Annotated in this window: 14 protein-coding genes and 1 pseudogene; 5 read left to right on the forward strand and 10 right to left on the reverse strand. The window is 61.9% G+C overall.

The window, feature by feature from the left end; translation table 11 throughout:
- A partial coding sequence (gene infC / locus RHBS_RS14800; RefSeq protein ID WP_374700606.1) for a translation initiation factor IF-3 occupies positions 1-620 on the reverse strand: 620 nt, incomplete at its 3' end.
- A 381-nt stretch (positions 621-1,001) separates the two neighbouring features.
- On the opposite strand from infC, the gene RHBS_RS14805 reads away from it, so the two are divergent.
- A complete protein-coding gene (locus RHBS_RS14805; protein WP_045199679.1) occupies positions 1,002-1,382 on the forward strand; it encodes a DUF1844 domain-containing protein in 381 nt (126 codons plus the stop codon).
- 96 nt (positions 1,383-1,478) lie between these two features.
- Here RHBS_RS14805 and uvrA read toward each other — a convergent pair.
- Positions 1,479-4,408: pseudogene (gene uvrA, locus RHBS_RS14810) on the reverse strand (excinuclease ABC subunit UvrA).
- Between the two features lie 259 nt (positions 4,409-4,667).
- Between uvrA and RHBS_RS14815 the strand changes: the two are divergent.
- A complete protein-coding gene (locus RHBS_RS14815; protein ID WP_128645937.1) occupies positions 4,668-5,357 on the forward strand; it encodes an MBL fold metallo-hydrolase in 690 nt (229 codons plus the stop codon).
- Positions 5,358-5,700: 343 nt separating this feature from the next.
- Here RHBS_RS14815 and RHBS_RS14820 read toward each other — a convergent pair whose 3' ends face one another.
- Positions 5,701-6,759 (reverse strand): DUF2971 domain-containing protein, encoded by a 1,059-nt coding sequence (locus RHBS_RS14820; RefSeq protein WP_128645925.1) that lies wholly within the window; start codon positions 6,757-6,759, stop codon positions 5,701-5,703.
- 531 nt (positions 6,760-7,290) lie between these two features.
- Between RHBS_RS14820 and RHBS_RS14825 the strand changes: the two genes are divergently transcribed.
- Positions 7,291-8,136 (forward strand): ImmA/IrrE family metallo-endopeptidase, encoded by an 846-nt coding sequence (locus tag RHBS_RS14825; RefSeq protein WP_128645926.1) that lies wholly within the window; start codon positions 7,291-7,293, stop codon positions 8,134-8,136.
- Positions 8,133-8,600 carry a DUF4411 family protein gene (locus RHBS_RS14830; RefSeq protein ID WP_128645927.1) on the forward strand — a complete coding sequence of 156 codons (468 nt, stop codon included), beginning with the start codon at positions 8,133-8,135 and terminating at the stop codon, positions 8,598-8,600. Before RHBS_RS14825 ends, RHBS_RS14830 begins: the two co-directional genes overlap by 4 nt.
- Positions 8,601-8,663: 63 nt before the next feature.
- Here the strand turns inward: RHBS_RS14830 and RHBS_RS31555 are convergent, their stop codons facing one another.
- From RHBS_RS31555 to RHBS_RS14860, 6 genes are all read right to left on the reverse strand, one after another.
- A complete protein-coding gene (locus RHBS_RS31555) occupies positions 8,664-10,289 on the reverse strand; it encodes a DNA methyltransferase (protein WP_128645928.1) in 1,626 nt (541 codons plus the stop codon).
- Positions 10,290-10,669: 380 nt separating this feature from the next.
- Entirely contained in the window at positions 10,670-10,909 is a 240-nt protein-coding gene (locus RHBS_RS14840) for a hypothetical protein (protein ID WP_128645929.1), read from the reverse strand.
- 239 nt (positions 10,910-11,148) lie between these two features.
- Positions 11,149-11,448 (reverse strand): hypothetical protein, encoded by a 300-nt coding sequence (locus RHBS_RS14845; RefSeq protein WP_128645930.1) that lies wholly within the window; start codon positions 11,446-11,448, stop codon positions 11,149-11,151.
- A gap of 11 nt (positions 11,449-11,459) precedes the next feature.
- On the reverse strand, positions 11,460-11,903 hold the full coding sequence (locus tag RHBS_RS14850) for a hypothetical protein (RefSeq protein WP_128645931.1): 444 nt from the start codon (positions 11,901-11,903) through the stop codon (positions 11,460-11,462).
- Positions 11,900-12,271, reverse strand: coding sequence for a hypothetical protein (locus tag RHBS_RS14855; RefSeq protein ID WP_128645932.1), 372 nt, complete (start codon positions 12,269-12,271; stop codon positions 11,900-11,902). Before RHBS_RS14855 ends, RHBS_RS14850 begins: the two co-directional genes overlap by 4 nt.
- Before the next feature lie 6 nt (positions 12,272-12,277).
- On the reverse strand, positions 12,278-12,457 hold the full coding sequence (locus RHBS_RS14860) for a hypothetical protein (RefSeq protein ID WP_128645933.1): 180 nt from the start codon (positions 12,455-12,457) through the stop codon (positions 12,278-12,280).
- Between the two features lie 227 nt (positions 12,458-12,684).
- Here RHBS_RS14860 and RHBS_RS14865 point away from each other — a divergent pair, with 227 nt between their 5' ends.
- A complete protein-coding gene (locus RHBS_RS14865; RefSeq protein WP_128645934.1) occupies positions 12,685-12,978 on the forward strand; it encodes a hypothetical protein in 294 nt (97 codons plus the stop codon).
- Here the strand turns inward: RHBS_RS14865 and RHBS_RS14870 are convergent.
- A complete protein-coding gene (locus tag RHBS_RS14870; RefSeq protein ID WP_128645935.1) occupies positions 12,971-13,213 on the reverse strand; it encodes a hypothetical protein in 243 nt (80 codons plus the stop codon). The two genes, RHBS_RS14865 and RHBS_RS14870, sit on opposite strands and share 8 nt — an antisense overlap.
- Positions 13,214-13,350 lie beyond the last annotated feature (137 nt).

Consider the following 13,350-nt stretch of genomic DNA (forward strand, 5'->3'; position numbering starts at 1 on the left):
CTCTCCTGTGCCTTGACGCGAGTCTTGGCACCCTTGTGCGGTGCCAACACCATCGTCATATTGCGGCCGTCCTGCTTGGCCGAGGTCTCCACGAAGCCGAGCTCCGCGACGTCCGCGCCCAGGCGCTGCAGCAGACGGAAGCCGAGTTCGGGACGCGACTGCTCGCGGCCGCGGAACATGATGGTGACCTTGACCTTCGAGCCGGCTTCGAGGAAGCGAACGACGTTGCGCTTCTTCGTCTCGTAGTCGTGTGCGTCGATCTTGGGACGGAGCTTCTGCTCCTTGATGACGGTCAGCGTCTGGTTCTTGCGCGATTCGCGCGCCTTCTGCGCAGCCTCGTACTTGAACTTCCCGTAGTCCATGATCTTGCAGACCGGCGGACGTGCGTCGGGAGCTACTTCTACAAGGTCGAGGTCGGCTTCGAGAGCCAAGCGGAGTGCATCTTCAACACGCACGATCCCCACCTGTTCACCGCCCGGTCCGACAAGCCGGACCTCGGGAACTCGGATGCGATCGTTGATGCGGGTCTCAGTGCTGATGGGGCCTCCTAGGTAGTGCGGTGTGGTGTGTAACCCGACCGCCTGCCACTGGCACAGCCCGTCGCCGTCGATCCTCGACATTCCCCGCAGCGATGTGAACCGCTGCAACGAAAAAACCCTGCTCTCGGTGTGATCCGATAGCAGGGCCCGATGTCGACCGGTCGATCCGCACGACAACCATCGTCGTACAGTCTCCTCACTGGGAGGAAGCACAGCGGAAATCGGTAAAGATCTCCATCGTGCGACCGGACCGGAAGTAGCTTGTTGAAGGCTACGTGCCGGTGGGAGTCGGGCTCCACTTGCTGCCTCCGTGCGGTGAACTCCATCGAGGAGCGCACGCCGAAGACGGTCGTCGAGTCACAGTACCAGCCGATTCGAGAAACCGACAATCGAGCCCGATCGCCCCGGACAGCGTCGGCACCCGATTCTGCCGGCCGAAGGCGGCGTGGGATTCTCGTAGGCATGACCAGCTCCCCCAATCCCGACGATGCCGCAGGTGCCGACCCCCTGGGTGCCGAGCCCGAAGTCCGTGAACTCGCCGAGGTCCCCGCGGTCGAGGTCATCAGCCGCGCTGCGGTGATGCTGATGAGTTCTGCAGCCGAGAAGTTGGGTCTCTCCGAGCCGGATCCCGCGGAGAGCCCCTACCTGGACCTCGACGAGGCACGACGCGTCATCACCGCATTGGCAGGCCTGGTCACCGCGTCGGTGGAATACCTCGGCCCCCATGCCGGACCCATTCGCGACGGGCTGCAGGCACTGCAGCGCGCATTCCGGGAAGCATCTGCCCACCCGGACGAGCCAGGAAAGGGCCCGGGCGAGAAGTACACCGGTCCGGTGCACTGAGCAGAACACCAGCGAAGTAGACACACACGAAGCCGCATCCGGTGAGTACCGGATGCGGCTTCGTCGTGCGCGGGCTGTTACCCCTGTCTGCTGCGCTTATCGGACAGCGGCGACCTTCCGAGGCCTGCGCTTCTTCGGAGCGGCCTTCACCGGCGGAGCGACGACGGACTCACGAGTGAGCGCCTCCTGAAGGAACTTGCCGGTGTAGCTCTCGGAAACCGCGGCCACGGCCTCCGGATCCCCTTGCGCCACAACCATTCCGCCGCCGGAGCCGCCTTCGGGACCCATGTCGATGACCCAGTCCGAGACCTTGATGACGTCGAGATTGTGCTCGATCACGATCACCGTATTGCCCTTGTCCACGAGACCGTTCACGACGCCGAGCAACTTGCGAATGTCCTCGAAGTGCAAGCCGGTGGTCGGTTCGTCGAGGATGTAGACCGTACGGCCGGTGGACCGCTTCTGCAATTCTGCGGCCAGTTTGACGCGCTGCGCCTCGCCGCCGGACAACGTCGTTGCCGGTTGGCCGAGGCGGACGTACCCGAGACCGACCTCGACGAGCGTCTTGAGGTAACGGTGGATCGAGGTGATGGCCTCGAAGAAGTCGGCGGCCTCCTCGATCGGCATGTCCAGGACCTCGGCGATGGTCTTGCCCTTGTAATGGACCTCGAGTGTCTCGCGGTTGTACCGCGCACCCTCACAGACCTCGCACGGAACGTAGACGTCCGGCAGGAAGTTCATCTCGATCTTGAGGGTGCCGTCTCCCGAGCATGCCTCGCACCGGCCGCCCTTGACGTTGAACGAGAATCGACCGGGCTGATAGCCGCGCACCTTGGCCTCGGTTGTCGCCGCGAACAGGGTGCGGATCTTGTCGAACACCCCGGTGTACGTTGCCGCGTTCGAGCGCGGTGTGCGTCCGATCGGCGACTGGTCCACCCGCACGAGCTTGTCGAGCTGATCGAGTCCGTTGATGCGCGTGTGCCGACCGGGAACCTGACGGGCACCGTTGAGCTTGTTCGCCATCACCGTCGCGAGGATGTCGTTGACGAGCGTGGACTTGCCCGAACCCGACACCCCGGTGACCGAGGTCAGCACGCCGAGCGGGAAGCTGACGTCGATGCCGCGGAGGTTGTGCTCTCGGGCACCGACCACGGTGACCTGACGCTTCTTGTCCACGACACGACGGGTGTCGGGCAGCGGAATTTCCATCCGCCCGGACAGGTACGCACCGGTCAACGATTCCTCGTTGGTCAGCAGGTCCTCGTACGAACCGCTGTGCACGACGCGTCCACCGTGCTCACCCGCCAATGGACCGATGTCGACGATCCAATCGGAGGTGCGGATGGTGTCCTCGTCGTGCTCGACGACGATCAACGTGTTCCCGAGATCGCGCAGCCGCGTCAACGTGTCGATGAGCCGACGGTTGTCGCGCTGATGCAGTCCGATCGAGGCTCGTCGAGGACGTACAGAACGCCGACGAGTCCCGACCCGATCTGGGTGGCGAGTCGGATGCGCTGGGCCTCGCCGCCGGACAGCGAGCCGGCGGTCCTGGCCAGTGACAGGTATTCCAGACCGACGTCCAACAGGAAGCCGAGCCGAGCCTGCACCTCTTTGAGGACCTGACCTGCGATTGCTTCCTCGCGGCGACCGAGAGTGAGGCTGTTCAGGAAATCTGCGGTGTCGGCGATCGACAACTCGCACACCTCGGCGATCGACTTCGGCCCGAAGTCGCCCGCCGCGATCGTCACCGACAGGATCTCGGGCCGCAGCCTGGCACCGTTGCAGGTGGGACACGGCACGTCGCGCATGTAGCCGTCGTAGCGTTCCTTCATCTGCTCGGACTCGGTCTGCTCCAACCGGCGGTGCAGGAACGGCATCACACCCTCGAACTCGGCGTAGTACGACCGCGTGCGGCCGTAGCGGTTCTTGTACTTCACGTGCACCTGGTGATCGCTGCCCTCGAGGACCGCACGCTTGACCTTGGCGGGCAGCTTGTTCCACGGCGCGTTCAGGTCGAATCCCATGGCGTCGGCGAGCCCGGACAGCAGGCGACCGAAGTACTCCGACGTCTGGCCCATCGACCACGGTGCGATGGCACCGTCCGCGAGGCTGAGATCGCCGTCGGGAACGACCAGCTCCGGGTCGACCTCCTTGCGGACGCCGAGCCCGACGCAATCCGGGCACGCACCGTACGGCGAGTTGAAGGAGAACGACCGAGGTTCGAGATCGTCGATCGACAACGGGTGACCGTTGGGGCAGGCGAGCTTCTCGGAGAACCGGCGCTCACGGTCCGACGCATTCTCGTCACGGTCGACGAAATCGAGCACCACGATGCCGTCGGCCAACCGAAGAGCGGTCTCCACCGAATCGGTCAGCCGCTGCTTCGAACTCGACTTGACGGTCAGGCGGTCGACGACGACCTCGATGTCGTGCTTTTCCTGCTTCTTGAGCACCGGCGGGCTCGTGAGCTGATGTACGACGCCGTCGACCCGAACACGCGAGTAGCCCTGGGTGTTGAGCGAATCGAACAGGTCCACGAACTCGCCCTTGCGGGTACGCACCACCGGCGCGAGAACCTGGAACTTCAGGCCCTCCTCCATGTCCAGCACCTGATCGACGATCTGCTGCGGAGTCTGCTTCGCGATCTGTTCGCTGCACACGGGGCAGTGAGCCGTTCCCGCACGCGCGTACAACAGACGGAGGTAGTCGTAGACCTCGGTGATGGTGCCCACCGTCGATCGCGGGTTGCGGTTGGTCGACTTCTGATCGATGGAGACTGCAGGCGAGAGGCCCTCGATGAAATCGACGTCCGGCTTGTCCATCTGACCGAGGAACTGCCGCGCGTATGCGGACAGCGACTCGACGTAGCGACGCTGCCCTTCGGCGAAGATCGTGTCGAAGGCGAGGGACGACTTGCCCGAGCCGGACAGACCCGTGAACACGATCAGCGCATCCCGCGGCAGGTCGATGTCGACTCCCCGCAGATTGTGCTCCCGTGCACCTCGCACTATCAGGCGATCCGCCACTGTGTTCCCTTCTTTCCGAACGAGCACGTCCAGCCGAGTTGCTGCGGGGCGCAGCACTGCACGACCTTCGAGTCGCGTGATGACGTGTGATGCCGACGCACCGGTCACCGTCGTGTAACCGTGGACCCCACGTCGAAAACCTGTTGTGGTGAGGGACGAACCTCACGCAGTAGCAATGGTAGATCCAGGCACCGACAGACTTTTCCACGTGCGCGACCCCGACGCCCATCGTGCCGTCGACGACGGTAGCGTCCTCGAAATGGACGAGCACCTCATGGTCATCGATGACAATTACACCGGCGTCGTCTCCCAGGGTTCGCAGCCGCAGCGGCGAACGATTCCCGGAGCGACGATCACGAAGATGTCGGTCGGCCCCATGGACAACAACACCTACCTTGTCGTCTGTTCCGCAACAGGTCACTCGCTGCTGATCGACGCCGCCAACGAGGCCGACCGTATCTCGTTGCTCATCGACGAGAATGCGCCGACACTCTCACTCATCGTGACGACTCACCAGCACGCCGACCACTGGCAGGCGCTGGCAGACATCGCCGGCGGTACGGACTCGCCGACCGCAGCCCACGAACTCGATGCCGGCCCCCTACCGGTGGCTCCGGACCGCCTGCTGGCCGATCGGGACACCGTGTCGGTGGGCGAGCTCACGTTCGATGTGGTGCACCTGACCGGACACACCCCCGGTTCCATCGCCCTCGCACTGACCGATTCCGACGGCGCGCGCACCCACCTCTTCACCGGAGATTCACTCTTCCCCGGGGGTCCTGGACGGACAACAAGCCCCGAAGACTTCACGTCGTTGATGGATGACCTGGCAACCAAGGTATTCGATCGGTACGACGATGCCACAGTCGTCTACCCCGGCCACGGCAAGGACACCACACTTGGTGCCGAGCGCCCTCACCTGACCGAATGGCGCGAACGGGGTTGGTAGTCGAGCCGGTGCGTCCACGACGCAACCCGCCTACACCCCGAGAGGCGTCACCCCGCGTACGCAAAGACCACCACCGCAGAAAATGCAATCGACTTTGAGCCGGTTGTCACGTTCCACGACTTTGAGCCGGTTGTCACGTTCGACGACTTCTACCCGTCGATCGAGTTCACATCGACACTCGCGGTTAACTTGAGCCGCGAGGAATTCGACCTTCTCACTTTCGCGATCCCTACCGGGTGCGCCGAACACCTCTAGCGCACGGCCGAACCCGACCGGAAGGGCCCCCGCTACTGGTCTCCCGGTCGATGCGGGGCCTGTTCTGCGTGTACGCCAGGTCGCGGAATTAGGCCCTGAACGGTACCTCTGAATGTTCGATCTCGACGTCGTCGAGTCCTCGCGAGGCGAGCATCAGGCGCAGGCTGTGCTCTCGGAGCTTCGTGTCGCCACCCGGCCCGATCCACACAGTTTCGACGGACGCTTTCGGCAGTTCCAATGCAACGTACGGAACGAACCCTTTCGGTCCCCCATCTCGAAACGAGACCGCGGGGGTTCGGTACGGCTCGGCTATCAGGACACGCCACTCACTCTCGGGTTCGAAAGATCGATCTTTCGCCAGGGCTAAGAGTCTCAGCGAGGTGAGAAAGGTCGTCGTCGAAACCATGTCGCGGCGAACCATCTCCGGATCCTTGAGCCCGTCGAAGCCAATCCTGTCTATGAAAGACTGGCACATAGCGCGGACTGCATCATCGCCGTAGCGCGTGAAATCTGGGCCGTACGCGGAGCCGAAATGATCGAGTGGTCTCGGCCGAAAGACATCCATTTCCGCGGGAATGCTGCTTTCCAACTGTGCAATGGCGAAGATCTTGAGCGGGTCGGTTTCCGTGTTTGTGAATTTGAATCGCAGCTCGGACAGGGACGAACTTGAAAAACCGATTGCGTAGCCTCCTCCGTTCGCCCCGTAGCCCCGCCACTGGCTAAGCGAGTCCGCTTCCGCGCTCAGACTGGTCACGTAGATTCGTCGATCGCTCGCGTTGAACGGGTTGCTAAGAGGCTTGTCTACGGTGCCGACGGCCCGAATCAGTCTGGCGGCAGTACGGAAACCCTCGGCGCGTTCGGTCTTGGCATCGTCGATCTCAACAGGATCCGTCGACTTATCCGCCGCGTGGTTTTGCAGGTCGAGCACATTCGCTCGCGACGTAAGTAGTTCGACCAGCTTGTCGGCCGTGAAGCGCACCTCACGAGTGTCATTCAGATACTGAGCATCCGTTGCCCATATCGAGTTGGAGGCCAAGATGCCTGCCAAGCCAGCGGTATTGGTGTAATGGTAGAGCAGCTTCGGAACCGGTTTGTGCCTATCCTCCATGCCGCGAGCATAGGCAGTCAGTCGGACACCATCGGCCAAGCGGTCACCGCGTCCCCTCCTGCGCTCCTGGCATGGTGAGGTTGGCGGCGTCACCGGTCGCTCACCCCTTCGTACTTGGCCCGTACCGGCGTTGCCAGTCCAGCGATCGTGGACAGCTAATGTAGGTTCCGAGTCGCCGACACGCTGCTACTTTCGGAGAACACGCCGCGGGAGACTAGCAACGGCGTCAAGACGCATGTCATGGTTATCGGTCACGAGTCATCGAAGGGCGAGGGGGATCTTTGTGGCACGGTCTCCGTCCGCATCGGTCAACGGACGCACCCTAGCTTCCGCGCGGCTTCAAGCAGGTCACACGATTGATAGCGTCGCCAAGCGGCTGAATACCACATCCGAACGGGTGATCGAGTGGGAGCAGGAAACGTCCAAGCCCACTCTCGTCCAACTTCGAAACTCGCTCGGTTGTTCGGTACGACTACGGCTTCTTTGTTGTCTCGTCAGGGTCGCGAATTCCCTGGGCAGCCCGAACTTCCCGATTTTCGTCGCGATCATCGCGGCGAGGTCAGTACAGCGGTGATTTCCGAACTGCGGAAGGCCCGCGACCGCAGGGCCCGCCTACTGGATCTGTCCGGCCCCACAGGGCGAATGCCCGATGTTCGGCTATCCCGCGACAGCGTGGAGGCCACTGCTAACGCAGTTCGCGACTTGTCCGGTATCACCGTTGACGACCAGCGACGCTTTCGAGACGTTCGGGCCGCGCTGAATGGATGGATCACTGCCGTCGAGGGGTTCGGCATCATGGTCTCTCAGACAAGCGGAATCCCCGCAACTGAGTTTCTTGGAATGTCCGTGTACTTCGAAACGCAGAGCTTGATCCTGCTGAATGGGTCTGACGAACCACAGCGTCGGATTTTCACGTTGTTTCACGAACTCGGGCATTTGCTGAGCCACACTAGTGGTATATGCGACGTCTACACTCAGTCTGGAACCGAGTCCGTATGCAACTCATTTGCGGCGGCATTTTTGTTGCCGCGCGAAGCGTTGCTTACCGCCCTGGGTAATAGCGAACCTGCTCAGGCGTTAGACCGACTTTCTACCCGCTTTCGTGTGAGCCAATCGGCAGTGGCTGTTCAGCTCCACGCGTGTGAAATGATGAGTTCTAATCAGCTCGGACGGCAGCTCGCGATTGCCAGAGCTAAATCTGAGGAGAAAAAGGAAACACAAAAGTCGAGCCCAGGGTTCGCCCCTGCGCACATTCTGAAGCTGAGAAACCTCGGTGAGACGTATGTTTCTGTCGTGCTTGAGGCAATGCACAGCGGAAGCATCTCTCCGGTGGACGCGAGTTATTTTCTTGAGGCGAAGCTCCCCACAGTCGACAAGATGGAACTCGAAATCGAGCGGCGTGCGGTGGGCCGGTGACAGATCTTTTTGTGATCGACACAAACGTGCTGGTCCTTATGAAGCGCTACACCCCGCGGGATCTACACCCTTCCATCTGGGAGGCCATGGAAAACCTGGTTCGTGCCGGACGAATCTTGATGCCAAGAGACGTACTAGAAGAGCTCGACCGGGTGGAGGATGAGCTCGCTCCGTGGGCGAAGCGATTAGATGGGTTCGTAGACGAACCCACAGAGGCCGACATAGAGATCGTCACCGAAATATCAGACACGTACCCCTTATGGGTTGACGGCCAGCAAAACGCGGCCGATCCTTGGGTCATCGCGCACGCGTACCGCCTTGGTGCAATTGTTGTCACCGACGAGCGGGCAAAGGGGCCCGGTGCCGCGCAGAAGAATCTCAAAATACCCAATGTCGCCGCACCTTATGGGGTCAGGTGTATCACTCTGAACGAGCTCGGTCGGCAAGAGGGCTGGCAGTTCTGATCCTTGCGCGTACCCTTTCAAACCACGTCGTACCAAGATCCCGGGTGAATCGCTGCTGCAATATCAGAACAACGCGTCAGGTGTTTCCGACTCCTTTTTCTCGGCCTTGATGTACGGGAGGACTGTTGGTGGCATCTGAGGTCTCTGGCCGGCCATGAGTTGTCCAACTGTGAAAGTTTGTAGCCGCGGGAACGTCTGGTTGTTCGCGGGGTGTGTATAGATGCCGCCGTGGTCAACAGCGTCGATCACACCCTTGGTTGGCGTCGTGAGAGTGAGCAGAATGCCCATCGCTGCCTTCTGCGTATCGACTGTTCCGCTGAGATCCCGGACCATGGCCGGATTAAGGTTCTTCCCACCTTTGACTGATACCAAGACCTTCGCGAACTGTCCTTTACCTCCCAGCGGGAACCTGGCAATTCCGTCAACCCCCTTGTCTCCCACCTGTTTCTGATTTGGTTCTGCGTTGACGAGAGAGACTGCCCATCGTTCAAAGTCAAACGGGGATTGCGAAAAAAGGGCTCGGGCTGCAGCCAAATCCGACGGGATGCCGTTCATTTGGAACGTTTCCAGTATCTCGTCCCCGTAGGTATGCTGTAGCCGCTTTTTGATGAGATCAATCGAGATGTAAGTGATGTCAATCCCTACCCACTGCCGTCCTAGACGTTGAGCGGCATCAACTGTAGTGCCGCACCCGCAGAATGGATCGAGAATTATATCGCCCGGTTTGGTCCCGAGCTTTACGATCCTGTCGAGCAACGCCAATGGCTTTTGAGTTGGGTATCCTAATTTCTCGGCGGCGCGTGAGTTGATCGGTGGTATGTCGGTCCATACGTCCCCGATAGGTTTACCCCGTTGTTCGTCGAGGTAGCGTTTTTCCCGAGGGACTCGACCGGGAGCCGTCTGTACGACTTTCCCGGCCTCGTACGCGGCCTGCATTCGATCCTTGGTCCACCTCCAAACCCGCGTCACTCCCAGAAATTCATAAGTCAAGTTTGGCCTGTCCGCTGCAGGGTTGATCAGGGAAGTTAGTTGGTATCGGCGGCCGTCTGCGTCTTTAGCGGCGTACTTAGCCAGCGTTTTGTCGTCGAGTTCGTTCTCGCGGTACGCGATGAACATCGCATCCTCGTCAAAGACGCACGCATCCGACTTTCCGTAGACCAGAATGACGTCGTGGTTGTTCGACAGTCGAACGGTGCTGAGACCCTTCGCTGAGGTTCGGAGCCAACTGATCTCATTGCGAAAATTCCGTGCCCCGAAAATGGCGTCGAGAAGGATCTTGAGGTAATGACTCATGGTCGGGTCGCAGTGCAGGTGGAGCGACGCTGTTGGACGCATCACGCGATGGAGCTGTTGTAGCCGCGGTGCCATGTTGACCAGGTAGGCGAGGGCATCATTCTCGCCTAGCAGCACCCTGAAAGCGGCGAGCGCATTGGCCATCCGGAGAGGCGCATCTGTTACGAATTCGTTGTACTGGAGCTCGGTCTCATGCGTCCAGCGCCAGGTGTCCTCGAACGCCTCGATCTGCGCGGTGTTTTCATTCTCGATCTTGTCGTTCCGACTGAAGATCACCGAGTAGTTGCGGTTCGAGTTGAATGGCGGGTCCAAGTAGACAAGATCAACTGACTCGTCCCGAACGTAGCGCTTCAGGACATCCAAATTGTCGCCGTAGTACAGCTGGTTCTTCTCCACCGGTCCGAGACTAGCCGGACTGTCGAACTGTCCAATTTTCGGCGCGGCGCGGCGCGGACGTGGTTCTAGGACGCAAGCGCCGGGACGTCGCTGGCGTCTGACTCACATATGTTCAGCTTTCTGAGTATGCGAACCTTCGGACGCACCAAACCCGAACACTTCGGTAGTCCCCGAGTTCCGCTTTCGATACCTCGATCCAATTGCCACGATGGCCGGTCGCCGTCGCCTAATTGCGAGGTAGACGTCGTGGTCACGTTCGGCGAGTTCGGGGTCCGCGAGCTCGAAACTGCCTGCGGTGGAGTCGCACGGATCCATGTCCGGATCGTCGAGCTCGGGACGGCCGACAGCGAGTACCTCAACGCCGAACAGTCGCAACACGATCACGACGCGGCACCCATCAGAGCGCGGATCGACCGCAGAGCGTCGTCGGCCTGCTCGCGGCGGATCTGCCGAGCTCGGCGATCCTCGGTGTCCTGTTGCTCTCGTGCTTTCCGAGCAATCATCCGGCGCTCGGCGTCTTCGGCGGCGCGCTGCCATTCGGCCCGCGTCTGGGGAGTCGAGTCGCGGTCCGCGAACTGCCAACCGGACCGGAAGTCAACGGCGGTAGTAAATTTTGGCATCCGAGCTCGTAAGACTCCCTCGAGCTGTCGCTTGTAGTTCTCCGGTTCGAGTAGCTCGGCCGGGGCTAATTGATCGGGAAATTGCGCGGTCCAGCACGCCACTCGAACACATACGACGCACTCCCAGCCTGTGGGTGTGAGCCCCGATCGTGACGCGGTCGCCCCTGTATGCCGGACGTACACGGTCCGCGGTTCGAGGTGATGCCCGTTGTGGCACCGGGCCGGCACTCGCAGCGTCTTCACTGGCCGTTCTCCCATCGAGCGAGTGTCGTCGAATCCCATCCGCTGACGGGCCGTCCGGCTGGTGTCGTCAGGTCGCGATCGGCGAGCCACTGGCAATAGGCGTCCCGCTGCATCTCGCCCGCAGCCATCTCGCGCGCTCGCTTCTCGTCGATCTCACTGGCCACCGCCTCACCGATGTGCCTCGTCTTCACCTTGCCGAGCCACCGACGCCAGTTGCTCGGACGGAGCTCGAGCGGGACGTCGTCGAACGTGAGGGCAGCGGAACGACTCGCGTCCGCCAGGTCGGAGGCGAGCATCGGTCGAGCCATCACGCACCCCGTCCCGCTCGGGGGCGCGCCACACGTCCCTTGCCGCGACGAGCTCCGCGCTCGTTGTCCCGTCCCTGGTTCTGAGATCCGTCTCCGGTGTAGACCCCGCGAATGCCGGTCTGCCCACCGCTCGCAGCTCCAGACGTCGAGCGGGCGGCGAGGATCCGCGCGTCCATGACCGATGCCAAGCGAGCTCGGGTCATACGAAGCTGCCGAACCGCGGCCACCGCGGGGTGCATCTTGATCGTTCCGCTCTTCGTCGTGATCGTGCGGCCGTCGGCGGCGAGAGCCGCGTCGAGCGCCGCGATGTCGTCGGTCGTGGCCTGTAGATCCGCGGCGGTCGCGAGGTCGTCGGCCTCGAGGACGATGCCGACGCTCTTCGCTTTGGCGCGGTAGAAGTCGACGACCGACTCGGTGCCGGCCGTTAGGTCATCGGTAGTCATGTAGTCATGTCCTTTCGAGGTAGCGACCGACACCGCGGTTCGGGGGCGCGGTCCGACGAACGAGGGGGTGGTCGGTGCTCGGTCGCGGCACCGCGTGCGAGAGCGCCGATAGCCTTTTCGACCCGCTCGACGTCGACCGTGCCGTCCGGCCGGACGAACTTCGTGTGATCGAGCGCGGCGAGCAGGTCGGCGACGTTCTGCGGTCTGAGACCGACCGTGTCGAGTTGGCGAGCGATCGCAGCGTCGACGATCTGCGCCCTGAGTCCGTCGAGCACCTCGGACGATTCGAGGCCGCTGTGCTCGAGCTCGGCGATCCGGTGATCCCGCTCGGCGACCAACCACCCCGCGAGCTCTGCGTCGGTGAACACGAGCGATCAGTCCGCTGGGCCGGACAGGAACGAGTGCAGACCCGCGACTTGAAGCCAGAAATCGTAATCGACCTCCGCGGTGTAGGGCGCGTGCTCGTAGACCTTCGCGAGAGCGATCCTCGCCATCTCGGCGTGCTGCTCCTTCGTGGCCGTCGCTACGGGGAACTTGGGGGTGATCGTGGGCATCTGAGGCCCCTCTCTGCTGGTGAACGATCGAGCACCAATGGTCGTACGCCGTACGGTGATCTGTCCAATGTTCCTGCCCACGTCTGCGAAACCCGTTGAGCGGCTGTGAAATACACCAGATATCGAACGCATTGTCGACCCGAACCATGCTGGACGTCGAGCTGGGGCCGGCATTCGAACGCGGGTTCAGCCCGAAAAGCCTGTTCAGGGCGTCTGAGGGCGTCAAAATGCGGTTCTTTTCGCACCGCAGCCGACAAAATGTGCAGTACCTGGCTGCCGGGCTGGTGGACACCCGGGAGGGACCTCCCACCCCTGGGGGTCTGCGTTCGTCGTTGTACGTCGTGCCGGCCGCGAGCTCGACGCTGCGCCATCGCGAGGACGTCGACCGACCCGCGTGCGCTCTCGTGCTCGACGACGCTCAGAGCGTCACTCAGAGCGTCACTCAGAGCCTCGAGCCTCACGCGCACAACGAAGCCCGATACCTACGCGGTGTCGGGCTAGGTCGTCTCTCGATCAACTGATGGTCGCCAGTCCTTCGCTGATGTCGTCACCCGCGAGTAGGTAGACGATCACGCCGTCCTCGTCGAGCGTTGGTGTGATGGTCCACTGTTCGTCGCGACAGAACGCGATCAGATCGGAGAATGCGTCGGTGACCGTGGGGAAGTCCTCGACGACGACGCTCTCGCGCCGCGTGCTGGCATCGGTGGTGGAGACGAAGAGTTGGACTGTGGCCGTGGCGTTCTCGGTGGTGGTCATGCCAGTAGCCTAATCCCCATAAGGTATCTAGTCAACCCAATACCCAAAAGGGGTAAGGTCCGTGTCGACGCCTGCCGATACGAGGGAGACCATGACCATTCACTACCTGTCCCGTGGGGAGATCGCCGACAAGCTCG

Source organism: Rhodococcus sp. BS-15 (assembly GCF_000813105.1).
Lineage (GTDB): Bacteria > Actinomycetota > Actinomycetes > Mycobacteriales > Mycobacteriaceae > Rhodococcoides.

Bases quoted from the DNA above. Each gene is read 5' to 3' on its own strand.
- RHBS_RS14805 (WP_045199679.1), top strand. From the start codon at position 1,002: ATGACCAGCTCCCCCAATCCCGACGATGCCGCAGGTGCCGACCCCCTG.
- RHBS_RS14815 (WP_128645937.1), top strand. From the start codon at position 4,668: ATGGACGAGCACCTCATGGTCATCGATGACAATTACACCGGCGTCGTC.
- RHBS_RS14840 (WP_128645929.1), bottom strand. From the start codon at position 10,909: ATGCCAAAATTTACTACCGCCGTTGACTTCCGGTCCGGTTGGCAGTTC.
- RHBS_RS14845 (WP_128645930.1), bottom strand. From the start codon at position 11,448: ATGCTCGCCTCCGACCTGGCGGACGCGAGTCGTTCCGCTGCCCTCACG.
- RHBS_RS14850 (WP_128645931.1), bottom strand. From the start codon at position 11,903: ATGACTACCGATGACCTAACGGCCGGCACCGAGTCGGTCGTCGACTTC.
- RHBS_RS14860 (WP_128645933.1), bottom strand. From the start codon at position 12,457: ATGCCCACGATCACCCCCAAGTTCCCCGTAGCGACGGCCACGAAGGAG.
- RHBS_RS14865 (WP_128645934.1), top strand. From the start codon at position 12,685: ATGCGGTTCTTTTCGCACCGCAGCCGACAAAATGTGCAGTACCTGGCT.
- RHBS_RS14870 (WP_128645935.1), bottom strand. From the start codon at position 13,213: ATGACCACCACCGAGAACGCCACGGCCACAGTCCAACTCTTCGTCTCC.